29 protein-coding genes are annotated in these 22,153 nt (G+C 52.5%); 3 read left to right on the top strand and 26 right to left on the bottom strand.

Going from position 1 to position 22,153, the window contains the following annotated elements:
• Both IEY39_RS29205 and IEY39_RS29200 read left to right on the top strand, forming a co-directional pair.
• The gene (locus IEY39_RS29205) at window positions 1-1,152 is read left to right on the top strand and encodes a DUF4249 domain-containing protein (protein WP_188938277.1); all 1,152 of its coding nucleotides are present in this window, start codon (window positions 1-3) and stop codon (window positions 1,150-1,152) included.
• Entirely contained in the window at window positions 1,149-3,587 is a 2,439-nt protein-coding gene (locus IEY39_RS29200; RefSeq protein ID WP_188938275.1) for a hypothetical protein, read from the top strand. Before IEY39_RS29205 ends, IEY39_RS29200 begins: the two co-directional genes overlap by 4 nt.
• Here IEY39_RS29200 and IEY39_RS29195 read toward each other — a convergent pair.
• Both IEY39_RS29195 and IEY39_RS29190 read right to left on the bottom strand, forming a co-directional pair.
• Window positions 3,584-5,269, bottom strand: a complete 1,686-nt coding sequence (locus tag IEY39_RS29195) for a tetratricopeptide repeat protein (protein WP_188938274.1) — start codon at window positions 5,267-5,269, stop codon at window positions 3,584-3,586. The two genes, IEY39_RS29200 and IEY39_RS29195, sit on opposite strands and share 4 nt — an antisense overlap.
• A 48-nt stretch (window positions 5,270-5,317) precedes the next feature.
• On the bottom strand, window positions 5,318-6,082 hold the full coding sequence (locus IEY39_RS29190) for a lysophospholipid acyltransferase family protein (RefSeq protein WP_229689145.1): 765 nt from the start codon (window positions 6,080-6,082) through the stop codon (window positions 5,318-5,320).
• Between the two features lie 51 nt (window positions 6,083-6,133).
• On the opposite strand from IEY39_RS29190, the gene hxpB reads away from it, so the two are divergent.
• Window positions 6,134-6,793: a hexitol phosphatase HxpB gene (gene hxpB / locus IEY39_RS29185; RefSeq protein ID WP_188938272.1), complete on the top strand. Its 660-nt coding sequence runs from the start codon at window positions 6,134-6,136 to the stop codon at window positions 6,791-6,793.
• Window positions 6,794-6,840: 47 nt separating this feature from the next.
• Here the strand turns inward: hxpB and rpsA are convergent, their stop codons facing one another.
• From rpsA to rplD, 24 genes are all read right to left on the bottom strand, one after another.
• The gene (gene rpsA / locus IEY39_RS29180; RefSeq protein WP_188938271.1) at window positions 6,841-8,757 is read right to left on the bottom strand and encodes a 30S ribosomal protein S1; all 1,917 of its coding nucleotides are present in this window, start codon (window positions 8,755-8,757) and stop codon (window positions 6,841-6,843) included.
• A gap of 53 nt (window positions 8,758-8,810) precedes the next feature.
• Window positions 8,811-9,251 carry a VOC family protein gene (locus IEY39_RS29175; RefSeq protein ID WP_188938269.1) on the bottom strand — a complete coding sequence of 147 codons (441 nt, stop codon included), beginning with the start codon at window positions 9,249-9,251 and terminating at the stop codon, window positions 8,811-8,813.
• 96 nt (window positions 9,252-9,347) lie between these two features.
• Window positions 9,348-10,640, bottom strand: a complete 1,293-nt coding sequence (locus tag IEY39_RS29170) for a BaiN/RdsA family NAD(P)/FAD-dependent oxidoreductase (protein ID WP_188938267.1) — start codon at window positions 10,638-10,640, stop codon at window positions 9,348-9,350.
• Window positions 10,641-10,923: 283 nt separating this feature from the next.
• Window positions 10,924-11,742 (bottom strand): type I methionyl aminopeptidase, encoded by an 819-nt coding sequence (gene map / locus IEY39_RS29165; RefSeq protein WP_188938266.1) that lies wholly within the window; start codon window positions 11,740-11,742, stop codon window positions 10,924-10,926.
• 110 nt (window positions 11,743-11,852) lie between these two features.
• Complete coding sequence (secY, locus tag IEY39_RS29160; RefSeq protein WP_188938264.1) at window positions 11,853-13,190, bottom strand: preprotein translocase subunit SecY; 1,338 nt, start codon at window positions 13,188-13,190, stop codon at window positions 11,853-11,855.
• A 70-nt stretch (window positions 13,191-13,260) separates the two neighbouring features.
• On the bottom strand, window positions 13,261-13,710 hold the full coding sequence (gene rplO, locus IEY39_RS29155) for a 50S ribosomal protein L15 (protein WP_188938262.1): 450 nt from the start codon (window positions 13,708-13,710) through the stop codon (window positions 13,261-13,263).
• A gap of 67 nt (window positions 13,711-13,777) precedes the next feature.
• Window positions 13,778-13,960: a 50S ribosomal protein L30 gene (gene rpmD, locus IEY39_RS29150; protein WP_229689144.1), complete on the bottom strand. Its 183-nt coding sequence runs from the start codon at window positions 13,958-13,960 to the stop codon at window positions 13,778-13,780.
• An 11-nt stretch (window positions 13,961-13,971) separates the two neighbouring features.
• The gene (gene rpsE, locus IEY39_RS29145) at window positions 13,972-14,490 is read right to left on the bottom strand and encodes a 30S ribosomal protein S5 (RefSeq protein WP_188938260.1); all 519 of its coding nucleotides are present in this window, start codon (window positions 14,488-14,490) and stop codon (window positions 13,972-13,974) included.
• A gap of 37 nt (window positions 14,491-14,527) precedes the next feature.
• Window positions 14,528-14,881: a 50S ribosomal protein L18 gene (gene rplR / locus IEY39_RS29140; protein WP_188938258.1), complete on the bottom strand. Its 354-nt coding sequence runs from the start codon at window positions 14,879-14,881 to the stop codon at window positions 14,528-14,530.
• 49 nt (window positions 14,882-14,930) lie between these two features.
• Window positions 14,931-15,485: a 50S ribosomal protein L6 gene (gene rplF / locus IEY39_RS29135; protein ID WP_188938257.1), complete on the bottom strand. Its 555-nt coding sequence runs from the start codon at window positions 15,483-15,485 to the stop codon at window positions 14,931-14,933.
• A gap of 88 nt (window positions 15,486-15,573) precedes the next feature.
• On the bottom strand, window positions 15,574-15,972 hold the full coding sequence (gene rpsH, locus IEY39_RS29130) for a 30S ribosomal protein S8 (protein ID WP_188938255.1): 399 nt from the start codon (window positions 15,970-15,972) through the stop codon (window positions 15,574-15,576).
• A 77-nt stretch (window positions 15,973-16,049) separates the two neighbouring features.
• Window positions 16,050-16,319, bottom strand: coding sequence for a 30S ribosomal protein S14 (gene rpsN, locus IEY39_RS29125; protein ID WP_188938254.1), 270 nt, complete (start codon window positions 16,317-16,319; stop codon window positions 16,050-16,052).
• Window positions 16,320-16,336: 17 nt separating this feature from the next.
• Window positions 16,337-16,906, bottom strand: a complete 570-nt coding sequence (gene rplE / locus IEY39_RS29120; protein ID WP_188938252.1) for a 50S ribosomal protein L5 — start codon at window positions 16,904-16,906, stop codon at window positions 16,337-16,339.
• Window positions 16,903-17,241 (bottom strand): 50S ribosomal protein L24, encoded by a 339-nt coding sequence (gene rplX / locus IEY39_RS29115; protein WP_188938250.1) that lies wholly within the window; start codon window positions 17,239-17,241, stop codon window positions 16,903-16,905. The genes rplE and rplX overlap by 4 nt, the downstream gene beginning before the upstream one ends.
• Before the next feature lie 21 nt (window positions 17,242-17,262).
• On the bottom strand, window positions 17,263-17,631 hold the full coding sequence (gene rplN, locus IEY39_RS29110; protein WP_188938248.1) for a 50S ribosomal protein L14: 369 nt from the start codon (window positions 17,629-17,631) through the stop codon (window positions 17,263-17,265).
• Between the two features lie 116 nt (window positions 17,632-17,747).
• Complete coding sequence (gene rpsQ, locus IEY39_RS29105; protein ID WP_188938246.1) at window positions 17,748-18,005, bottom strand: 30S ribosomal protein S17; 258 nt, start codon at window positions 18,003-18,005, stop codon at window positions 17,748-17,750.
• 42 nt (window positions 18,006-18,047) lie between these two features.
• Window positions 18,048-18,260 carry a 50S ribosomal protein L29 gene (gene rpmC / locus IEY39_RS29100; protein WP_188938244.1) on the bottom strand — a complete coding sequence of 71 codons (213 nt, stop codon included), beginning with the start codon at window positions 18,258-18,260 and terminating at the stop codon, window positions 18,048-18,050.
• Window positions 18,261-18,291: 31 nt separating this feature from the next.
• The gene (rplP, locus tag IEY39_RS29095) at window positions 18,292-18,711 is read right to left on the bottom strand and encodes a 50S ribosomal protein L16 (RefSeq protein WP_188938242.1); all 420 of its coding nucleotides are present in this window, start codon (window positions 18,709-18,711) and stop codon (window positions 18,292-18,294) included.
• 46 nt (window positions 18,712-18,757) lie between these two features.
• Window positions 18,758-19,624, bottom strand: coding sequence for a 30S ribosomal protein S3 (gene rpsC / locus IEY39_RS29090; RefSeq protein WP_188938241.1), 867 nt, complete (start codon window positions 19,622-19,624; stop codon window positions 18,758-18,760).
• Between the two features lie 25 nt (window positions 19,625-19,649).
• Window positions 19,650-20,006, bottom strand: coding sequence for a 50S ribosomal protein L22 (gene rplV, locus IEY39_RS29085; RefSeq protein ID WP_188938239.1), 357 nt, complete (start codon window positions 20,004-20,006; stop codon window positions 19,650-19,652).
• A gap of 11 nt (window positions 20,007-20,017) precedes the next feature.
• A complete protein-coding gene (gene rpsS, locus IEY39_RS29080; protein ID WP_188938233.1) occupies window positions 20,018-20,290 on the bottom strand; it encodes a 30S ribosomal protein S19 in 273 nt (90 codons plus the stop codon).
• 16 nt (window positions 20,291-20,306) lie between these two features.
• Window positions 20,307-21,146 (bottom strand): 50S ribosomal protein L2, encoded by an 840-nt coding sequence (gene rplB, locus IEY39_RS29075; RefSeq protein WP_188938232.1) that lies wholly within the window; start codon window positions 21,144-21,146, stop codon window positions 20,307-20,309.
• 21 nt (window positions 21,147-21,167) lie between these two features.
• Window positions 21,168-21,467 carry a 50S ribosomal protein L23 gene (gene rplW, locus IEY39_RS29070; protein WP_188938230.1) on the bottom strand — a complete coding sequence of 100 codons (300 nt, stop codon included), beginning with the start codon at window positions 21,465-21,467 and terminating at the stop codon, window positions 21,168-21,170.
• Window positions 21,468-21,494: 27 nt separating this feature from the next.
• Window positions 21,495-22,133, bottom strand: coding sequence for a 50S ribosomal protein L4 (gene rplD, locus IEY39_RS29065; protein WP_188938229.1), 639 nt, complete (start codon window positions 22,131-22,133; stop codon window positions 21,495-21,497).
• Window positions 22,134-22,153: the final 20 nt, after the last annotated feature.

The following is a 22,153-nucleotide window of genomic DNA, read 5'->3' as shown; positions in this document are numbered from 1 at the left end:
ATGCGCCCACGACTCACCCATATATCCCTTTGCCTGCTGGCGCTGCTCATCGACGCCATCCGCTGCAGACAAGCCTATGCCCCGCCGGCCGTGAAAGCCGTGAACAGCTATCTGGTGGTAGACGGTTTTATCAACACCGGGGCCAACACCATCACCACCTTTAAGCTGAATAGAACAAACGGACTCAACGACTCCACCCTCTCGGGCATCCCCGAACGCAATGCCCGGATATTCATCGTCAGCTCCAACGGCGCCACATATCCGCTCACCGATCTCACCGGCGCCGGCACGTATACCAGCGCCGCGCTCAACCTGGATATCACCCAACAATATAGCCTTAAGATCACCACCGCGGACAACCGGAAATATGCCACAGATGCGGTCCCCTGCAAACAAACACCGCCCATCGATAGCCTGTACTGGCGTCAACCCGGCGATCTCACCATCTATGTAAACACGCATGACCCCTCAGGCAACACCCGCTACTACCGGTATGACTATATTGAAACCTGGGAGCACGATGCCGCACTGTCTACCTCCTGGACTGTCGTCAATGGCAGGGTCATCGATACTGACACCAACTATCATTATCGCTGCTGGACCACCGCCCCCTCAACCAACGTCCTGCTTGCCAGTTCCACTGCGCTTGCCAGTGATACCATCGTCGGATCTCCCCTGGCAACTTTTTCCAACGGCGACACAAAACTGTACATCGGGTATAGCATCCTGGTCCGCCAATATGCCCAGACGGAAGAGGCGCATAACTATTGGCTCCTTATCCAAAAAACCACCCAGAATACGGGGACGCTTTTCGATCTGCAACCGAGCCAGCTCATCGGCAATATCCATTGCCTTACCGACCCCTCCGAACCCGTCATTGGGTTCCTTAGCGCCTGCTCTCTGCAACAACGGCGGCTATTCATTTCCAACGCCAGCCTGCAGAATTGGATACGCTTTCCGCTTCCCTACTCATGCCCTGGCACTACCAGAAACCTGCCAGTCAATCCTGCTGATCCTTTTTCATACAATTACCCTGATACAACGTATGCCCCATGGTACTTTGTCAGCGCCGGGCCCCTGGTCCTCGCCCCCCGCAAATGCCTGGATTGCACGGTTTCGGGCGGCACAAGCATAAAACCCTCATTCTGGTGAAAAAACAAATAGTAATCACAGCTATATCCCTCCTTTTCTGCACCGCCTTGCTGGCGCAACCGGAAAAGGATAGCCTGCAAGCTTCCTTCATTCGCTACCAGTCACAAGCTCCCCGGGAAAAGCTGTTCGTGCACGTGGACAAAACCTTCTACCTGGCCGGAGAGACCCTATGGTTTAAAATTTATGCCGTCGACGCGTCCTCCGATATTCCCGATTCCCTTTCCGCCGTGAGCTATGTCGAACTCATCGATCGCGATCAGAAAGCCGTCCTCCAGGAGAAAGTGCAGCTGCGCAACGGCAAAGGCGATGGCTATTTCCGCATCGCCCCATCCATCCGATCGGGTCATTATATCTTTCGCGCCTATACCAATTGGATGAAGAATTTCAGCCCCGACGGTTATTACCAGCAAAACGTCACGATCCTCAACACCCTCAGCGAAAACACAGTCAGCGAGCCCCCCATTCCTGATTCCCCCCACCACGTAGCCGGCAATATCCAATTCTTCCCCGAAGGCGGCAACCTCGTCAACGGCCTCACCTCTATCGTCGCCTTCAAAGCGGTCAACCCCACCGGCAAGGGCATCCCCTGCCACGGCGTCGTCGTCAACCAGCACCAGGATACAGTAGCCAGCTTTCACTCCAACCGCTTCGGTATGGGAACATTCCCGCTTACCCCCGTCAAAGGCAATACCTACTATGCGCACGTAGAGACTCCCTCTTCGACCCTCACCGAAAAACTCCCAACCGCATACGACCAGGGCTATGTAATGCATCTCGATCAACCGATAGGTAACAACCTTGACATCACCGTCACCACTTCATCCGTCCCATCTGCCCCCGCCAACTCAGTCGCATATCTCTTCGTACACACCCGCGGCCGTGTGAAGTTCATCCGGGTAAATCAGCTAAAAAATAATGCAACCAGCTTCCAGGTCAACATCGACAGCCTCGACGACGGGATATCCCATTTTACCATTCTAAACAGCGAAAGACTACCGGTCTGCGAACGGCTCTGGTGTAAACCGCCCAGACAGCAGGTACACATCGCCGTGAACATCACTGGCCGCGATACAGGCAACATCCTCCCCGCCACCCCATCCTTCACCTATGGCCCGCGCGAAAAGCTAACCGTCCACCTGACCACGACAGACCCCTCCGGCCATCCCGTACCCGCCAACCTTTCCCTATCCGTATTCCTCCACGACTCCCTCCAACCCATCCCTGGCGAGAATATCCTCAACTATTTGCTGCTAACCTCCGATCTCAAAGGCAAGATCGATTCCCCCGACTACTATTTTGCCAGTGTGAACCCCGCAACGACAGAAGCCCTGGACGATCTAATGCTCACCCAGGGATGGACACGTTTCCGCTGGGAAGACATCCTGCAGAATAAAAAACCATATTTTGAATTCCGCCCGGAGACAAATGCCCTGGTCATCTCCGCAAAGATGATGGATAAACACACCAATCTACCCCCTCCTCCGGCCATCGGCTACCTCTCCATCCCGGGCAAACCCTTCATCTTCTCCTCCGCCCTAAGCAACCCCGATGGAACCCTGTATTTTAATGTCGGCAATTTCTATGGCAACAAGGAGATCATTGCACAAACCAACAGTCTCACTGATAGCAACTATCGCATCGATATTGCCAACCCCTTCTCCGACCGTCCCTCCTGGCAACCACCGGCCGATTCCCTCTTCCCTTCAAGGGCCCGCAGCCAGCTGCTCGATCGCAGCATCAGCGTGCAGGTGGAAAATGCCTACCGGGCAGCGGAAAAGCACCATCTTCTTCCACTTCCCCCCGGCGACACCACGGGTTTTTATGGTCATGCCGACCTCAGCTATAGCCTCGATGACTACACGCGCTTTGTGACGATGGACGAAGTCATTCGGGAATTTGTAAACGATGTACGCGTACGAAGAAATTCCGGCCGCGCTTATTTCCGGGTCATGAACAGCTTATTCAACATCTTTTTTGATGATGATCCGCTCCTGCTCATCGATGGCTTTCCCGTATTCGACGGCGACAAGATGATTGGAGTCAACCCACTGAAGATCGAAAAAATAGATGTCGTGCCACATCGGTATTTTTTCGGTCCTTCTATCAGCGATGGAATTGTGAGTTTTTTGTCTTACGACGGCGATCTGGGCGGCTACCACCTGGATCCTTCTGCCCTGGTCATCCAGTATAATGGACTCCAGCAACACCAGGAGTTCTACTCCCCCGTCTATGAGCCCGGAGTCCGGAGCACCATACCCGATCTCCGCAACCAGCTCCTGTGGTCCCCGGAAATTGAGACGGACAGTGCCGGCAAAAAACAGCTCCTGCTTTACACATCCGATCTCAAAGGTAAATTTGCGCTTGTAGTACAAGGTATGACCCCGGAAGGCCTGGTTGGTTATTCGATCAGCACGATTTCCGTAGGACACCCCTAATACGCCGACGCAGGCGGGATTTCCTCCGCGCTCGCAAAAGCCTCCCTCGCCAACGCCCGGTATTCCGCTGCGCCCTTTGAACCCCGCGCCTCCAGGCATTGCGCCAGCCCCAGCAAAGCCCAACCATTCCCCGGATTGGCTGTCAGATCATCCCGGTACAACCGTTCAGCCTCGTCCGGTCGATGCAATTTCAGCAGCCACTCCCCGGCAAAATGTCGCGCCGGCAAAGGCCAGTCCTTTGGCTCACCATACGTCATCCCATCTTCGAGCCGCATCGCCCTGTCAAAAGCCGTCATCGCCGCGGAAGGCTTCTTATCAGCAAAAAACAACTCCCCTTCCAGCATAGCCTCCGCAATAGAAGCCCCTGTAATGGCATCATTCCTGGGCGGGAAATGCACCGTCAACACCGGGTCCTTCAAAGCAACGCGCAGACTATCCAGGCAACGCCTGGCCGATGTCTTGTCGCCCAATCGCACAAACGCCATCCCCCTGGCAAAATCGCTCAACAGACTGGCATAGACCCAGTGGCTGTCGGGCACCGGCCGGGAAAGTATCGCCTGCCATTTCCCCATTCTCACCTCGGCGAAGACCGGCATCATATAAAGGTATTGCAGATCGCTCCTGGGCACGGTCACCCCATCAGAAAATACCGGCATCTGACGGCATTTCTCCGCCGCCTGCATCGCCTTGGCATACATCGCACCATTCATTGCGCAAAAAGCCTCCACCGCATGGTAGTGGATGACATAACTTCCCAGGTGCAGCGAACTCGCAAGCGAATCATATTGCTGCTGTGCCGCAAGCGCCAGTTCATTTATGGCCACCCCGCGCGCATAAAGCCCCGTCCGCTGATACGAATGACTCGCCATATGCACCATATGCGCAACACCGGGCATGAGGTCCTTCAACTTCTCGGCGCTCGCAAGCGTAACCTCCGGGTGCAGGGAAGCCTCCAATAAATGAATATGATAATGCAGCGCGGCGGGGTGATACGCATCGGCGGCAAGGATCTCCTCGCAATACTTCACCAGTTCGGGCGTCCAGGGCTTTGGCGACCCTTTACTATCCCACATATCCCACGCATGTTCGGTCATCACCCCGTCGATATATAGTGCTTTAATGTCTTTGTCGCCGGGATACTTCCCGATCAGTGCTGCCATGCGCGCCGAGTAGGCCGCGTTCAACGCTGTGCGGCGGCTGTCCGTCACATCGGCAGAATACCGGTGGTCCATCGCCGCTGCCAGATCTTTCTCCTTCACCGGCGCCTTGTCCGCCAGCAGGTCCATCCTCGCAAGCACCGGCAACACGGCCGGAGGCTGCTTATATTGATAGACACTGTTGTAATAAGGCCCCATCGCCAATGCCTGGCCCCAATAGGTCATGGCGCAATTGCTGTCTTTCAGCGAAGCCTCTTTAAAGGAGGCAAGCGATTCCTTCAGATGGTAACTGTAATAAAGACTCAGCCCCTGGTCAAAATAATACTGCGCGCTGTCATTGGTAGTGGAAATGGGATAATGATAATGGCCCCAGCCCGGAAACACCGGCGCATACCGGCCATCCCCATCAGGAAGAAGCTCCCCCGGTGCCTGGGAAGGCGAACAATCGATAACTGCCTCGCTCTCTCGCAACAACCGCGTCCCACCCGGGAATAATAGTAGCAATATGAAAGCGACTCGCCACATAATTTCAAATATACTGACCCCGGACTCCATACCCGGCGGGCCACGCGATCATGCCGGCTCTTTCACCCAATGATGCGTCCCCTCCGTCATATATTTCTTACTCTGCTCTATCGCATCCATCACCTGATCCAATATCTTCTCCACCGGAGCATCATAATCGATCACCATCGGCTCCTTAAATCTAACAGAAAGCTCCGTTCCCTTCTTCTTAAACTTCAACCCCTTCTTATCAAAAGCCCGCCAAAACCCGTTGATCACCACCGGTACAACGATCGGCCTGGTTTGTTTGATGATATGCGCCGTGCCTTTCCGTCCCGGGGCAAACGCCTTGGTAGTTCCCTGGGGGAAGGTGATCACCCAGCTCTTCTCCAGGGCCCGGAAGATCTTCCGCGTATCCGACGGGTCCAGTCCCCGTCTCACATCGGTGCTCCCATTATTCCACGTCCGCTTCACCGTAAGCGCCCCGCCCAAGGTAAACAACCGGCTCACCCAGGTAGCGCGCATCGTCTCTTCCGCCGCAACGTAATAAACATTCGTGAACGGATTTAACAAATAATAAGGCAAGCCAAGCCGGTCTTTCTTTCCCCATTTCACAGCACAGAAAATATGCAGGAAAGTGATCACATCGGCAAAATACGTCTGGTGGTTACTGACAAACAGCACATTCCCCCTCGGCAGTTTACGCAAATGCTCCGTGCCGCTGATCTTTAAGCGGTTCACCATCGTCAGCCCCGGATAGGAGATCAATCCCACGGCGGCATACACCAGCTTCCGCACCAGTTTGAAATTCTTTAATCGTTCGGTCAATCGCATTATACCTCTAAATTACGGAATACTGCACACATCTGCTAACTTTGCCCCCCTATGCCACTCAACACCGTTATCTTCGACATGGATGGTCTGCTCATCGACTCCGAACCCTGCTGGCAGGAAGCCGGTATGGAAACGCTGCTGCAATTTCAAGTCACGCTCACACCGGTTCAATATCACCACACCACCGGGCTTCGCACGCGTGAATGGCTCGACTACTGGTTCTCGCATTTCGGCATCGGCAAGGAAAGGATACCGGCGGCCGAAGCAGCATTACATCAGCATGTCATCGAAAGGATAAAAGCCAATGCCGCACCCCTGCCCGGCGTGAGGCAGATCATCGATTTCTTCAAAAGCCACGGGTTTCATATTGGATTGGCAACCTCTTCTCCCCTTGCACTCGTCAACGTCGTCGTGGAGAAACTAGGCATCGCATCCGAATTTGAAGCCGTCGCCTCTGCCGAACACCTGCCCTATGGCAAACCTCATCCCCAAGTGTATATGGACTGTGCCGAAGCCCTCGCCGTGAGTCCCCTGAATTGCCTGGCCTTCGAAGATTCATTCAACGGCCTCATCGCCGCCAAGGCAGCCCGCATGAAATGTGTCGTCGTGCCCGTCCACGATCAGGCCCACCTCCCCAAATGGGGCGCCGCCGATCTGAAGCTGGGCTCACTGCTCGACTTCACCGACCAGCATCTTCAGTCCCTCGCATAAAAAAACCCGGTCGCCAGACCGGGTTTATATTTTGCGTAATACGCGTCTTATTTCTTCTCTTCACCACCAGCATGCTGATCCTTCTCTTCCTGCTTCAGCTTCTCCTTGATAGAAGCTAAGGCGCCGAGATCACCAAGCGTCGGCTTTTCAACCTTTTGCTGGATATTCTTTACAGCCTTACGCGTCTTGTCAGCATCAACCCTTGCTTCCTTCTTGGCAGCTTCCTTCTCTTCATGCTTCGACTGTTCCCAGATACGGGTATGAGACAACACGATCCGCTTTTCATTGCGATCGAACTCGATCACCATGAACGGAGCCGTCTCATCCGCCTGCACCTGCTTGCCGTCTTCCTTGTTGAGGTGACGGTTGGGAGCAAAGCCTTCCAGTCCATAAGGCAGCTGCACGATGGCGCCCTTCTCATCCTTGCGGATAACGAGGCCTTCGTGAACGGAGCCAACGGAGAAGGTTTCCTCCAGCGCATTCCAGGGATCTTCTTCCAGCTGTTTGTGGCCAAGCTGCAGCTTGCGGTTATCCTTGTCGATACCCAGTATCATAACATCTATGTGCTGACCAACCTTAGTGTATTCCGACGGATGGTTGAATCGTTTCAGCCAGCTCAGATCACTAATGTGGATCATTCCACCAATGCCAGGAGCCAGCTCGACAAACACCCCGTAAGGCGTAATGTTCTTCACCAGCCCGTTATGCTTGCTGCCAACAGGGAATTTGACTTCGATCGTATTCCAGGGGTCCTCGCTCAGCTGCTTGATGGACAAGCTCATCTTGCGTGCATCCTTGTCAAGCGTAACAACCTTCGCCTGGTGCTCGTCGCCCAGTTTGAAGAATTCTTTTGCATTTATCGGAGTGTTCGCCCAGGTGATCTCGCTCACGTGTACCAGACCCTCTACGCCCGGCATGATCTCCAGAAATGCACCGTAGTCTTCGATATTGACCACCTTACCCTTAACGATCTCACCTTCCTTGATCGTCTCAGGCAGCACATCCCAGGGATGCGGAGTCAGCTGTTTCAGACCAAGGCTTATACGTTTCTTGCCATCGTCGAAATCCAACACCACCACCTGCAGTTTCTGGTCCAGCTTCAGCACCTCGCTCGGATGGCTGATACGTCCCCAGGAAATATCGGTGATATACAGCAGACCGTCCAGGCCACCCAGGTCCATAAAGGCGCCAAAGTCGGTGATATTCTTGATCGTACCTTCCAACACCTGGCCTTTCTCCAGCTTGCTGATGATCTCGGCGCGTTGTGCTTCGATATCGCTCTCGATAAGGGCCTTGTGGGATACAACGGCGTTCTTGATGGCTTCGTTTATCTTCACCACCTTGAACTCCATCGTCTTACCTACGAACTGATCATAGTCGGTAACAGGCTTCACGTCGATCTGGCTGCCGGGTAAGAAGGTCTCCATCCCGAACACGTCGACGATCAGGCCGCCCTTGGTCTTGCTGGTAACGGTACCCGTGACCACTTCGCCGGTCTTGTGTACTTCCACGATCTTCTCCCACGCACGCGTGATCCGCGCTTGTTTCCGGCTCAGGTGCAGGTGACCTTCGCGGTCTTCCTTTTCCACAACCATCACTTCTACTTCGTCACCCGTCCGGAGATTCTGCAGGTCACGGAATTCGTTCAGCGAAACAAGACCATCGCTCTTAAAACCAATGTTCACCACAACGTCCGTCTTGGTCAAGCCCACTACAAGGCCTTTTACCAGTTCGCCGTCGGTGATGGCTATGAATGTTCCCTCATACACCATGTCATACTTTTCCTTTTCTTCTTTGGTGTAAACGGCTACATTCCGTTTGTCAATGCTCCAGTCAAAATCATCATGTGCAGTCTGCACAGGCACAGGTGCTTTTGTTGTCGCTGTAGACTCCGTAGCAGCAGTTGCCACTTCCGCAGTCTCCTGTGATTCAGCGTTTGAGTTAACAATATTGTTTTCAGACATAATAAAACCCCGGGTTTTTGATCGGGGCTGCAAAGATACGAAAAATCTACTCGTCAACCTACCTTTTGACCATCCGGCCCAATCACCCCCGTCCACGCATTCGCCAGCTTCTTCTGCAAGGTCCAATGATGCCCAAACGGGTCCTCAAACGATCCCTGCCGGTACCCATACTCATAATCCTTCATCGCGCTGAGAAGCCGGGCGCCCGCCGCTAAAGCCTTGTCCATCAACGAGTCCGGATCGTCCAGAAACACCCCCACATCCACCGTCGTTCCCGCCACCGTCTCCGGCGCCCGCTCCTTCCCCGGCCCCGGCATCTCCTGGTGCAGATGAAACACCATCCCCTGAAACGTAAGCTCGGCCACATGGATCGACCCATCCTCATTCTTGACGATCAGCACCTCCTCGGCGCCAAACGCCTTCTTATAAAACTCCACCGCCGGCGCAAGCACCTTTATCGCCAACACCGGGGCAAAAGCCGCATTCGTTCCCATATCGTAAAATTTTTATTGTCCCCGCAAGCCGCACCTATTCTCCGCCCCCGCAAGCCGCGCCCAATCTCCACCTCCGGCCGTCCCCGCAAGCCGCACCTATTCTCCGCCCCCGGCCGCCCCCGCCACGGATGCCGCCACCACCCACCCACTCGTCCAGGCATGCTGAAAGTTGAATCCCCCCGTAATCCCATCCACATCCAATATCTCCCCCGCAAAATAAAGCCCTGGCACCTTCCGGCTCTGGCAACTCCCCGGATCCACCTCCGCCAGCCGCACGCCTCCCGCCGTCACAAACTCCTCTTTAAAGGTCGTCTTCCCATTCACCATAAAGGTACCGGCACAAAGCAGACCGGCCAAGCGATTTTGGTCCCGAACGGGCAGATCGGCCCACCGGAGGTCCTTATCGACCCCCGAAATGCCAAGCCAGTGATCCCACAGTCGCCGCGGAAGCCCCAGGGGGCTGGCCGAACCGAGCTTTTTGGATGCCCATTCATACCGTAGCTCCTGCAGCCGGTCCCTCAGCTCCTGCTCGCTGAATTCCGGCAGGAAATTGACCACTATCGTAAACTGATACCCAAGGCCAGCCAGTTCCCTCGCCCCCCACGCCGACAGTCGAAGTACTGCCGGACCGCTCAAGCCCCAGTGCGTGATCAGCACCGGCCCCTTCTCCATCAGCTTCGAACCCGCTATCTTCACCTGAACCTCCGGCACTGACACCCCCATCAAACCCACTATCGGGTCCCCCGGCATATTAAAGGTAAAAAGTGACGGCACCGGCTCCTCAACAGAATGCCCCAGCTCCCTGATCCAGTCGAACATCCCCGGTTTCGGATACCCGCCACAGGCAATACACACAAAGTCTGCAGCCAACATCCGCCCATCCGCCATCTCCACGCTAAATCCGGCTCCGCTCACGGCAAGTCCCTGCCCACCGGCCGCCCCAACGCCGGCCGGCGCCACCCGCTTCACCTCCGCATGCATCCGCACGTCCACCCCAAACGTATTCACCTCCCGCATCAGGCAATCGATAATGGTCTGTGATAAATCCGTCACCGGGAACATCCGCCCATCCTCCTCCGCCTTCAGCTCCACCCCTCGCTGCCGAAACCACTCGATTGTATCCGTCGTAAACCACCGGTGAAACGCCTTCCGGACATAGTGTCGCCCCCGCGGATACCTTCCCGCCATCTCATCTATGTCAAAACACGCATGCGTCACATTACACCGCCCACCCCCGCTCACCTTCACCTTGCTCAACAGCTTCCCCGTCTTCTCGAGCACCGTGACCCGCAGCCCGGGCGCCATCCGCGCCGCATTCACGGCACAAAAGATCCCCGCAGCCCCGCCACCAATAACAATAAGGTGTTTTTTCTTACCTCCTGTCTCCATTATTGAAATTTACATTCATTCATGTCGAATTTTTGACGCTTTTTCAACATGAAGTTAATTATATACTATTTCATTCGACATAACCCAAACTTCACGTCGAAAAATCCCTGAAAATTCACCATACTTGATCAATACCATTATCCTACAGGAAAGTAAAAATAGTTCAGCGGTCGAGAATTCGGCCCTAAGCAATGCAGAAATACTTCGTCCTCAGAAAATAGGACGAACAACTTATTTTATTAATTATCAGTTAATGCAAATCCTGGCCAGTTAACCCGGCCCATCAGGACGGCAGCGCTGCCGCCTGTATCGTATGTAAATGCGGATTCTGAAATTCCGCCGCCTCTATAATACTATAATCCGAAAGAATATCCGCCTTCCCCTTCCTCACCGCCACATCATGCTCAAAATGCACCGAAGGCTGATGATCCACCGTCCGCACCGTCCAACCATCACTCTCCGTATAAACCTCCCGTTTTCCGAGATTGATCATCGGCTCGATAGCCAGCACCAGTCCCTCTTTTAATTTGGCCCCGGTGCCCCGGCGACCATAATTCGGAATCTGCGGGTCCTCATGCAGATGCTTCCCAAGCCCATGTCCCACCAGTTCCCTTACAACGCCATATCCATACTTCTTTGCCGTATGCTCCTCGATAGCATAAGAGATATCCCCAACCCGGCCCCCGGCAACCGCCTTCTCGATACCCTTATAAAGGGACTCCTTTGTCACCCTGATCAGTTGCATCACTTCCGGTCCCGGGTCCCCTATCGCAAAGGTATAAGCATGATCGCCATGATACCCCTTCTTAATAACCCCGATATCAACCGAAATGATATCCCCTTCCCGTAAAGCCTGCCCATTGGGAAACCCATGTACCACCACGTCATTCACCGAGATACAGGAAGCAAAGGGATACCCCCGGTAGTTGAGAAAGGAAGGTACGGCGCCATGATCCCGGATAAAGGTCCCGACCAGTTTGTCGAGTTCAAGCGTCGTCGTACCCGGCCGGAGAATCTTGGCCACCTCTGTCAGTGTCTTACTAACCAGCAAGGCGCTGTCGCGCATTAATTCAATTTCTGCTGCTGTTTTATAATGGATCATATCTAATGTCTGACCTTCCGTCGAGCCGCTTCCAGCGGCTCCTGATTGAAAAAGACCTGCCAGGAGGTCTAATTCCTAACAGGTCAGTATATTAAAAAGTTTAATCGCTCCTAAATCACTGCATTCGAAACAGACGACGAACGTCCCTGTATCCTTCCACTCTTCATCAACCCGTCATACTGCCTCATCAACAGCTGAGTCTCTATCTGCTGAAGCGAATCGAGGATAACCCCTACCATGATCAACAGGGAAGTACCGCCAAAGAAGGAAGCAAAACCCTGGGTGATCCCAAGCCGCTGGGCAAAGCCCGGCAGGATACCCACAATAGCCAGCAGGAATGCGCCCGGCAGAGTTATCTTATCCATCACCGAGCCGATATAGTCTGCCGTAGGCTGGCCCGGCTTTACACCGGGGATGAACCCGTTGTTCCGCTTCAGGTCGTCGGCAATCTGCTTGGGGTTGAAAATAAGGGCCGTATACAGGAAGGTAAAGCCGACCACGATCACCGCATAGACGATCATGTGAATAAAATTCCGCGGGTCCGAGGCCACCTGGGCAATACCCTTCGTCGTTTCAAAACTGGCAAAGATGGTCGGCAGGAACATAATAGCCTGCGCAAAGATGATCGGCATTACACCCGCAGCATTCACCTTCAACGGCAGGAACTGACGCGCACCACCAAATTGCCGGTTACCGACGATCTGCTTGGCATAGTTGACAGGAACCTTGCGTACACCCTGGATCAGGACGATCAGACCCATGATGATAGCAACCAGCACAGCGATCTCGATCACAAAGACCAGGATACCGCCGGTGCCCGTGGCAATCTTGGCATTCCACTCCTGCATAAAGCTGCGGGGCAGCCTGGCCAGGATACCGATCATGATGATCAGCGAGGTACCGTTGCCAAGACCTTTATCGGTGATCTTCTCACCCAGCCACATCACGAAGAGCGTACCCGCCGTCAGTACGATCGGCGTGGTCAGCCAGAAATACGCGCTGAAGGAATCAATTATCGCATCCTTGCCCAGGTTCCGGAGATAGGTAACATAGGCATACGCCTGGACAAAGGTTACAACAACTGTCAGATAGCGGGTCCATTGATTGATCTTCTTCTGACCGCTCGCACCTTCTTTCTGCACCTTCTGCATCTGCGGGATGAGTATCGTCATCAGCTGCATAAAGATCGAGGCAGAGATATAAGGCATGATACCCAGGGCAAGGATCGAAGCCTGCGAAAAAGCACCGCCGGAAAACGCATCGAGAAGCCCAAGAGCGCCACCCTTGGCATTGCCGCTAAGGGCACTCAACTTATTGGGATCGATACCGGGCAATACGATGTACGCACCGAGCCGGTAGACGAAGATCAGGGACAGAGTCACGACGATCTTACTTCTCAGCTCATCGATGCTCCATATATTTCTAAGTGTCGTTAAGAATTTCTTCACGGAACAATGTTATTGTAGTAAGCAAAAAAGGACGCATCATTGAGGTGCGTCCATGCAAGTTACAGAAAATTTATTTCAGAATTTCTATCGTTCCGCCGGCTCCTTCGATAGCAGCCTTCGCCTTCTCGCTCACCGCATGCACGCGGAAACTGAACTTACCTTTCAGTTCGCCGTTACCAAGCACCTTTACGAGATCGGTCTGGCTTACTAATCCGTTGATATACAGGTTTTCAGGCGTAAACTCGGTAATGCCGTATTTTTCAGAGATATGGTCTATCTGGCCAAGATTAAACACCTTATATTCAACGCGGTGAATGTTGTTGAAACCACGCTTGGGGATCCTTCTCTGGATAGGCATCTGACCGCCCTCATGCGCCATCTTGCGCTGATAACCTGCACGGCTCTGGCCACCCTTATTACCCTTGGTGGAAGTACCACCTTTACCGGAAGCTTCCCCGCGGCCTAAACGTTTTTGTTTATGCGTTGCGCCTTCTGCAGGCTTGATCGTGTGTAAATTCATTTTTTTTGATTTTGACTTACGGGGAATCGCCCCTCGCGAGCAGGCCGCAACCAGCCTGCATAATTTACTATTTAACTTCTTCCACTATTACCAGGTGTTCCACCTTGCGGATCATACCCAGTATCTGCGGAGTAGCTTCCACTTCTTTCGGAGTGTGCATTTTGTTCAGACCGAGAGCCTTCAACGTCTGTTTCTGACGCTCCGGCCTGTCGATGCCGCTCTTTACTTGCGTGATCTTGATCTTTGCCATGATGTGCAATATTATCCGTTAAAAACTTTCTTTAATGAGAGATGACGAGTACGGGAAACTTGAATCGGTTCACGCAGCATGGCCAAAGCCTTGAACGTCGCTTTTACCACGTTATGCGGGTTTGCAGAGCCCAGCGATTTCGCCAACACGTCTGTCACTCCGGCACTTTCCAGCACAGCGCGCATAGAACCTCCGGCGATCACGCCCGTACCATGAGCAGCGGGTTTGATCAGCACCTTCGCGGCGCCTTCCTTTGCCAGCTGGTCGTGAGGGATCGTCCCATGCATCACCGGCACCTTGATCAGGTTCTTCTTGGCGTCTTCGATCCCCTTGGTGATGGCTTCCTGGACTTCCTTAGCCTTACCCAGACCATGACCTACCACTCCGTTCTCGTTACCGACAACAACCAATGCAGAGAAGCTGAACGCCCGGCCGCCCTTTGTCGTTTTAACCACACGATTTATCGCAACCACTTTCTCCTTCAGTTCCAGGTCACCGGCTTTAACTCTGTTTAAGATTACTTTTGACATTGTAATTATTGAAGCTATTTACAAAATACTTTATCGATTAGAATTTCAGCCCCCCTTCACGCGCGCCATCTGCAACAGCCTTTACCCGGCCGTGATACAGATAACCGCCACGATCGAAGACAACATCCTTCAACCCCAGCTCGACCGCCTTGCGGGCGATAGCGCCGCCAACCAGCTTACCCTGCTCACTCTTCGTCACCTTCTGGGCAGCGATGTCCTTGTCCCGCGAAGAAGCGGAAGCCAGCGTCTTGGCGTTATCGTCGTCGATCAGCTGAACATAGATATCGCTGTTGCTCCGGAATACCGACAACCTGGGGCGCTGAGCCGTCCCGGCAATCTTCTTGCGGACGCGGAATTTGATTTTCTCTCTTCTGAGTGCTTTCGTAACCATGATAGTTTATTTACAGGTCCTGATTCCAGCCAGGACCACAGTTCTAAAATTATTTACCAGCAGCCTTACCAGCTTTCTTCCGGACAACTTCACCAACATAGCGGACACCTTTGCCCTTGTACGGCTCGGGCTTACGCAGGCCGCGGATCTTGGCGGCAACCTGGCCGATCAGCTGCTTGTCGACACCTTCCAGGGTGATCTTAGGATTCTCCCCTTTATTCTGCTCGGTTCCAAGCTTCAGCTCCTTGGGGATTTCAAAGATGATATTGTGTGAATACCCCAGTGCCAGATCCAGGAGATTGCCCTGATTGGAAGCCTTAAAACCTACCCCGATCAGCTCCAGCTGTCTTTTGTAACCTTCCGTTACACCCTTGACCATATTGGAAGCCAGGCTGCGATACAGACCATGCAATGCACGGTGACGGATCTGATCGGTAGGCCGGGATATCTCCAGATGGCCTTCCTTCACTTCAACCTTGATATCACGGTCGATCGTCTGTTTCAGTTCACCCTTGGGACCCTTTACCGTCATCACATTATCACCGCTAACCGTAACTGTCACACCCTTGGGAAGAACGACCGGTTGTTTACCTATACGAGACATAATGTTAATATTTAGATGTTAAATTATTTCTGTTGACCGGTCAGCCCGTATAGGTACAGGCTTAATGTATCAACAGCTCTTCAAAAAATTAATACACGTACGCAAGCACCTCGCCGCCGACATTCTGCAGCTTGGCTTCCTTGTCCGTCATCACCCCCTTGGAAGTGGAGATGATCGCTACACCCAAACCATTCTTCACCCGGGTGAACTCGGTAGGGCTGGCGTATTGGCGAAGGCCAGGACGGCTAACCCTTTCAAGGGATTTGATCGCGGGCTCCTTGGTGGTAGGATCGTATTTCAACGCGATCTTGATCACGCCTTGCTTGCTGTCATCCTCGAATTTATATTTCAGGATATAGCCTTTGTCATACAGTATCTCGGTCATACGCTTCTTCAGGTTCGAAGCCGGGATCTCAACGATCCGGTGGTTCGCCATCTGCGCATTACGAATTCTAGTCAGAAAGTCTGCTATTGGATCAGTAACCATTGTTTCTAATTAGTTATGAATTTTCAATTTTTTTTACAATGCGATATCCAATGATATCATTCCACACAGGCACCGGCCTACCACGAAGCCTTCTTGACACCCGGGATCTTCCCTTGCAGGGCCATGTCACGGAAGATCACCCTGGAGATGCCGAAATACCGGATATATCCCCTGGGGCGGCCTGTCAGTTGGCAGCGGTTGTGCAGTCTTACAGGAGATGCATTCCTGGGCAACTGATCAAGCGCCTTGTAATCGCCGGCAGCTTTTAAAGCGGCGCGTTTCTCGGCATACTTGGCCGCTAACGCTTCCCTTTTCCTTTGCCTCGCCTTTACGGACTCTTTAGCCATGTTATATACTTTTTAATTTAGTCTTTTTTAACGTTACGGAAGGGCATACCCAGCTCCTTCAACAGTTCGTAAGCCTCTTCGTTGGTTCCGGCGGTTGTCACGAAAGTGATATCCATACCGGTGATCTTGTTCACCTTGTCGATGTCGATCTCCGGGAAGATGATCTGCTCTGTGATGCCCAGCGTATAGTTGCCACGGCCATCGAAAGACTTCTCGTTGATACCCTTGAAGTCACGTACCCGGGGCAGCGCAGTCGATACCAGACGGTCGAGGAATTCGAACATCTTCTCTCCACGCAGCGTAACCCTTGCGCCGATCGGCATGTTCTTACGCAGTTTGAAGTTGGAAATATCCTTCTTCGACTGGGTAGTTACAGCTTTCTGACCGGTGATCATCGTCAGCTCATCCACGGCTACTTCGACAAGCTTCTTGTCGGTAACAGCGCCGTTTACGCCACGATTGATACAAATCTTCTCCAGTTTGGGCGCCTGCATGATGGTGCTATAGCCAAACTTCTTCATAAGGGCAGGTACAACTTCTTTCTTGTACTTTTCTGCCAGACGCGGAGTATATTTTGTAGTACTCATTTGATTTCCTCCCCGGATTTTTTAGCGATTCTTACTAATTTCCCGTTCTCCCGGCTGCGCTTTACTTTGGTAGCGCCACCCGTCTTCGCATCCCACAACAGAATGTTGGAAATGTGAATGGGAGCCTCCTTCTTCACGATGCCACCCTTGGTGTTCTGTGCCGAAGGCTTGGTGTGCTTGGTCACGATATTTACCCCCTCGACCAAAACCTTGGCCTCGTCAGGATAAACTTCCAGGACTTTCCGGGCCTTCTTCGGGTCCTTGTCGTCTCCGGTGATGACAACCACGCTATCACCTTTTTTAATATTGAACTTGGGTTTGAATCTGTTGCTCATTGTATTATATTTTAAGGCTCCTTACAACACTTCAGGTGCAAGGGAGATGATCTTCATATATCCTTTATCACGCAATTCCCTGGCGACAGGCCCGAAAATACGCGTACCACGAGGTTCGTCAGATGCGTTCAGCAATACCACCGCATTGTCATCAAAGCTGATGTAGCTGCCGTCCTTCCGGCGTAACTTGTTCTTCGTGCGAACGATCACCGCTTTGGCAACGGTCCCTTTCTTGATACCACCGGAAGGCAATGCATCCTTCACAGTGACTACGATCTTGTCGCCGATGCCCGCGTAATCCTGCCCGCTATTACCCAGTACGCGGATACACAACACTTCCTTGGCGCCGCTGTTATCAGCTACATTTAATCTGCTTTCTTGCTGAATCATTTTATTAAGCTTTGTGTGCTCGGGGCTGGTTTAAGCCGAAATTTAACCCATCCCCTCGCACCTCTTATAATGGGCCTTCGGCCGGCGGACCCGTGGCCCGCCCTGCTATATAATAATTATTTAGCCTTCTCCACCACCTCGACCAGGCGCCAGCGCTTGGTCTTGCTCAGCGGACGGCTTTCCATGATCTTCACGATGTCCCCCACAGTGCACTCATTCTTCTCATCATGGGCGTGGAAGCTGGTAGTCTTCTTTACGAATTTACCATAGATCGGGTGCTTCACTTTCCGTTCAACCGCAACAGTGATGGTCTTATTCATCTTGTTGCTCTTTACCACCCCGATCCTTGTCTTGCGCAAATTTCTTTCAACCATTGTATTAGCTTTTTGCATTGAATTGTTTAACCTTTGGCCGGCTTAAGCCGTAACACCAGCTTTTTGGGCCAGCGCCGTCTTCAGACGGGCAATATCTTTTCTCAAAGAGCGAATGCTCATCGGATTTTCCAGCGGAGAAATAGCATGCGCAAACTCCAGCTTCTTCAGGCGCAGCTCGTCTTCCTGGATGCGGGCCTTCAGGTCATTCTCATTCAGATCCTTCAGGCTATTTACAAAATCGATTCTCTTTGACATCGTATGTTGATTTTACTTATCTCGAAATTACTTAGGCTACTACGTCCCGACGAACAATAAACTTCGTCTTGATCGGCAACTTCTGCGCCGCCAGCTCAAGCGCCTCCTTGGCAACCGCCAGGGGCACCCCATCGGCTTCGAACAGGATACGACCCGGCTCGACTACAGCAGCCCAGTACTCGGGGTTACCTTTACCTTTACCCATACGCACTTCCAACGGCTTCTTGGTGATCGGCTTGTCGGGGAAAACCCTGATCCACACATTCCCTTCACGCTTCATGGCACGGGTCAGAGCCTGACGGGCAGCTTCCAGCTGGCGATTGGTCAGCCAGATCGCTTCCAGCGATTTCAAAGCATACGAACCAAACGAAATGGTATCCCCTCTCTTTGCGACCTCACGGATGCGACCTTTCTGTGCTTTCCTATGCTTGGTTCTCTTAGGTTGTAACATCTTAGAATTATTTTCTGGTTATCTATCTGAGTATCTTATTATTTCATTAGCGCCTTCCACCCCGGTCGCCACCACCACGATTGCGATCGCCACCACCACCACCGGGCCTGCGGTCTCCGCCACCACGATGCTCACCACCACCATGCCTGCGATCACCGCCTCTGTCACCGCCACCACGACGATCACCACGATGACCATGATCATGGTCGCCATCCCTTCTGTCCCTGCGATCGCTCAGCCCGCCTTCCTTACCACCGACAAAGTTGGGGTTCAGATCGCGCTTGGCCAGCACCTCGCCCTTACAGATCCAAACCTTGATCCCGATCTTCCCATATACCGTCAGCGCATATACATTCGCGTAATCGATATCCATCCGCAGCGTATGCAACGGGGTCCGGCCCTGCTTGATCTCTTCCGTACGCGCGATCTCCGCGCCACCCAGACGGCCGCTCACCTTGATCTTGATCCCCTCGGCGCCCATCCGGAGAGCCGAAGCGATCGCCATCTTGATGGCACGCTTATAGTTGATACGATTCTCTATCTGGCGGGCAATGGTGTCACCAACGATGTTGGCATCCAGCTCCGGGCGACGAATCTCCAGAATATTGATCTGAACATCATCCTTGCCTGTCAGTTTCTTCAGCTCTTCCTTGATACGATCTACCTCACCACCGCCTTTGCCGATGATGATGCCGGGCTTGGAAGTGTGGATCGTTACGATCAGCTTATTCAGCGTCCGCTCGATCACGATCTTCGCAATCCCTCCCTTATTGATACGGGCATTCAGGTAGGTTCTGATCTTGTTATCCTCGATCAACTTGGTAGCATAGTCTTTCTTGCTGCCATACCAGTTGGATTCCCAACCCCGGATGATCCCCAACCTTGCCCCAATAGGATTCGTTTTCTGACCCATATTATAATTAAATAAGTTTTATCAATTAGTTTTCCGAAACGACTTTTGAATCAACGATAATGGTTACGTGGTTGCTCCTCTTCCGCACACGATAACCTCTACCCTGCGGCGCCGGACGCATCCGCTTCAAAGTCCTTCCACCATCTACAAAGACCGTCTTCACTACCAGACCGGCATCGGCTGCACTCTGACCTTCATTCTTCTGCTCCCAGTTCTTCACAGCGCTCCACAACAGCTTATGCAGCGGAGTGGAAGAATGTTGCGGATGATGCTCCAGCAATGCCAGGGCCTTCTCAACATGCATACCGCGAATCTCATCGGCCAGTAAACGCATCTTACGGGGCGACGTCGGATAATTTCTCAATTTAGCTACTGCTTCCATGTATAATTAGTTTAAGCGATCTTCTTGCTCGAATGTCCTTTGAAGTTGCGGGTAGGTGCAAACTCACCAAGCTTATGCCCAACCATAAACTCCGTCACATACACAGGGATAAACTTGTTACCATTGTGCACCGCCAGCGTATGACCCACGAAATCCGGGGTGATAGTACTACGGCGGCTCCAGGTTTTGATCACACCCTTCTTGGCTGTCCCTTCATTGATAGCCAGTATCTTCTCTTCCAGGTTGGAGTCTACGTAAGGACCTTTTTTAATTGAACGACCCATAATTGATTATTATAAATTATTTCGACAATTTTTTACCGTTCTTCCGTTGGATGATCATATGGTCACTGTTCTTGCCCTTCTGACGGGTCTTCAGACCGCGGCTGTACTGGGCATTCCTGCTCCGGGGCTGTCCACCGGATGCCTTACCTTCACCACCACCCATCGGGTGATCCACAGGGTTCATCGCTACACCACGATTCCGCGGACGGATGCCTCTCCAACGATTGCGACCCGCCTTACCCATGCTCTGCAGCGAGTGGTCGCTGTTCGAAACAACCCCTACAGTAGCATAACAATTGATCAACACCTTACGCAATTCGCCGGAAGGCATCTTCAACACGGCATATTTTTCTTCCTTGTTGGTCAACTGAGCGGAAGTACCGGCGCTGCGCACCAGCTTGCCACCCTGACCAGGCTGCATCTCGATATTGTGAACATTGGTACCCAACGGCATGTTCTTCATCTGCAGGGCATTCCCCACTTCAGGAGCAACACTGTCACCGGCCAGTACGGTAGCGCCAACCTGCAAACCCTGGGGCGCCAGGATATAACGCTTCTCACCATCGGTATAATGAAGCAGGGCAATAAAAGCCGTACGGTTCGGATCATATTCGATGGACGCAACAGTAGCAGGGATCTCCTTCTTATTACGCTTGAAATCGATGATCCGGTACATCTTCTTGTGACCGCCGCCCATATAGCGCATCGCTCTACGGCCCTGGATATTCCGGCCCCCGGTGGACTTTTTCTTCTCCAGCAAGGACTTCTCCGGAGTATCGCTCGTGATCTCGGCATAGGCGTTACCAATCCTCCAACGAGTACCTGCGGTGATCGGTTTGTATTTTTTCAGTGCCATCTCTGTTGTCGTTTAATTATTTTAAATACTTGCGTAAAGATCGATCGTTTCACCCTCCGCTACCGTTACCAGCGCCTTCTTATAGGCAGGCTTGCGGCCCTGCACATATCCGGCCTTCGTAAAGCGCGTCTTGTTCTTACCGGGTACCACCGAGGTATTCACATCCACAACCTTGACTCCGTAGAAATCTTCCACGGCCTTCTTGATCTCTAATTTGTTCGCCTTACGGTTGACACGGAAAGCATACCGGCGCAGCTTGTCCTGCTGGGCATTTGCCTTTTCTGTCAGTATCGGTTTTACTAAAACTTCAGAGAGTTTCATCTCTTATAATTTAATCTGTTATTACAATTAAGCATTTACTTCCTCGGAATCCGCGAAGATCTTCGCAGCACCCTCACTCAACACCAACACCTCTGCATTCACGATGTCATAGGTATTGATATCGACCAGCATCGTACCTTCCACCTTCGGCAAGTTACGCAGGCTCTTGTACAGGTTACTATCGTATTCGGCAGGCAGTACAAACAACACCTTCTTATCGGCAACGTTCAGGTTCGCCAGCGTTTCAACGAATTGCTTTGTCTTGGGAGCTTCCAGCTTGATGTCCTCTACTACCACGATCGCATTCCCCTTGGCCTTATAAGCCAATGCGGAGATCTTGGCCAGATCCTTCACCTTACGGTTCAGCTTGAAGTCGTAGTCACGGGGTTTGGGACCGAAAATGGTACCACCACCCTTGTACAACGGGTTACGCAGGTTACCCTTACGGCTACCGCCCGTACCCTTCTGACGATGGAGCTTCTTGCTCGAACCCTTTACTTCCAAACGGGTCTTCACCTTGTGCGTACCCTGACGCTGTGCAGCCAAATATTGCTTGACAGCCAGGTAGATCACATGATCATTCGGCTCGACGCCAAAGATCTCCTCCGGCAATTCCACCGTCCGGCCAGTCTTCTTTCCTTCTATATTTAAAACGTCTGCTTGCATTTTACTTCAATTAAAGAATT

The organism is Puia dinghuensis (assembly GCF_014642875.1).
In the GTDB taxonomy this organism is placed as follows: domain Bacteria; phylum Bacteroidota; class Bacteroidia; order Chitinophagales; family Chitinophagaceae; genus Puia; species Puia dinghuensis.
This window is presented reverse-complemented; position numbering and strand designations above follow the sequence as displayed.

Bases quoted from the DNA above. Each gene is read 5' to 3' on its own strand.
- IEY39_RS29205 (WP_188938277.1), top strand. From the start codon at position 1: ATGCGCCCACGACTCACCCATATATCCCTTTGCCTGCTGGCGCTGCTC.
- IEY39_RS29195 (WP_188938274.1), bottom strand. From the start codon at position 5,269: ATGTGGCGAGTCGCTTTCATATTGCTACTATTATTCCCGGGTGGGACG.
- IEY39_RS29190 (WP_229689145.1), bottom strand. From the start codon at position 6,082: ATGCGATTGACCGAACGATTAAAGAATTTCAAACTGGTGCGGAAGCTG.
- hxpB (WP_188938272.1), top strand. From the start codon at position 6,134: ATGCCACTCAACACCGTTATCTTCGACATGGATGGTCTGCTCATCGAC.
- rpsA (WP_188938271.1), bottom strand. From the start codon at position 8,757: ATGTCTGAAAACAATATTGTTAACTCAAACGCTGAATCACAGGAGACT.
- IEY39_RS29175 (WP_188938269.1), bottom strand. From the start codon at position 9,251: ATGGGAACGAATGCGGCTTTTGCCCCGGTGTTGGCGATAAAGGTGCTT.
- IEY39_RS29170 (WP_188938267.1), bottom strand. From the start codon at position 10,640: ATGGAGACAGGAGGTAAGAAAAAACACCTTATTGTTATTGGTGGCGGG.
- map (WP_188938266.1), bottom strand. From the start codon at position 11,742: ATGATCCATTATAAAACAGCAGCAGAAATTGAATTAATGCGCGACAGC.
- rplO (WP_188938262.1), bottom strand. From the start codon at position 13,710: ATGAATTTACACACGATCAAGCCTGCAGAAGGCGCAACGCATAAACAA.
- rpmD (WP_229689144.1), bottom strand. From the start codon at position 13,960: ATGGCAAAGATCAAGATCACGCAAGTAAAGAGCGGCATCGACAGGCCG.
- rpsE (WP_188938260.1), bottom strand. From the start codon at position 14,490: ATGTCAAAAGTAATCTTAAACAGAGTTAAAGCCGGTGACCTGGAACTG.
- rplR (WP_188938258.1), bottom strand. From the start codon at position 14,881: ATGGTTACGAAAGCACTCAGAAGAGAGAAAATCAAATTCCGCGTCCGC.
- rplF (WP_188938257.1), bottom strand. From the start codon at position 15,485: ATGTCTCGTATAGGTAAACAACCGGTCGTTCTTCCCAAGGGTGTGACA.
- rpsH (WP_188938255.1), bottom strand. From the start codon at position 15,972: ATGGTTACTGATCCAATAGCAGACTTTCTGACTAGAATTCGTAATGCG.
- rpsN (WP_188938254.1), bottom strand. From the start codon at position 16,319: ATGGCTAAAGAGTCCGTAAAGGCGAGGCAAAGGAAAAGGGAAGCGTTA.
- rplE (WP_188938252.1), bottom strand. From the start codon at position 16,906: ATGAGTACTACAAAATATACTCCGCGTCTGGCAGAAAAGTACAAGAAA.
- rplX (WP_188938250.1), bottom strand. From the start codon at position 17,241: ATGAGCAACAGATTCAAACCCAAGTTCAATATTAAAAAAGGTGATAGC.
- rplN (WP_188938248.1), bottom strand. From the start codon at position 17,631: ATGATTCAGCAAGAAAGCAGATTAAATGTAGCTGATAACAGCGGCGCC.
- rpsQ (WP_188938246.1), bottom strand. From the start codon at position 18,005: ATGGTTGAAAGAAATTTGCGCAAGACAAGGATCGGGGTGGTAAAGAGC.
- rpmC (WP_188938244.1), bottom strand. From the start codon at position 18,260: ATGTCAAAGAGAATCGATTTTGTAAATAGCCTGAAGGATCTGAATGAG.
- rplP (WP_188938242.1), bottom strand. From the start codon at position 18,711: ATGTTACAACCTAAGAGAACCAAGCATAGGAAAGCACAGAAAGGTCGC.
- rpsC (WP_188938241.1), bottom strand. From the start codon at position 19,624: ATGGGTCAGAAAACGAATCCTATTGGGGCAAGGTTGGGGATCATCCGG.
- rplV (WP_188938239.1), bottom strand. From the start codon at position 20,006: ATGGAAGCAGTAGCTAAATTGAGAAATTATCCGACGTCGCCCCGTAAG.
- rpsS (WP_188938233.1), bottom strand. From the start codon at position 20,290: ATGGGTCGTTCAATTAAAAAAGGTCCTTACGTAGACTCCAACCTGGAA.
- rplB (WP_188938232.1), bottom strand. From the start codon at position 21,146: ATGGCACTGAAAAAATACAAACCGATCACCGCAGGTACTCGTTGGAGG.
- rplW (WP_188938230.1), bottom strand. From the start codon at position 21,467: ATGAAACTCTCTGAAGTTTTAGTAAAACCGATACTGACAGAAAAGGCA.
- rplD (WP_188938229.1), bottom strand. From the start codon at position 22,133: ATGCAAGCAGACGTTTTAAATATAGAAGGAAAGAAGACTGGCCGGACG.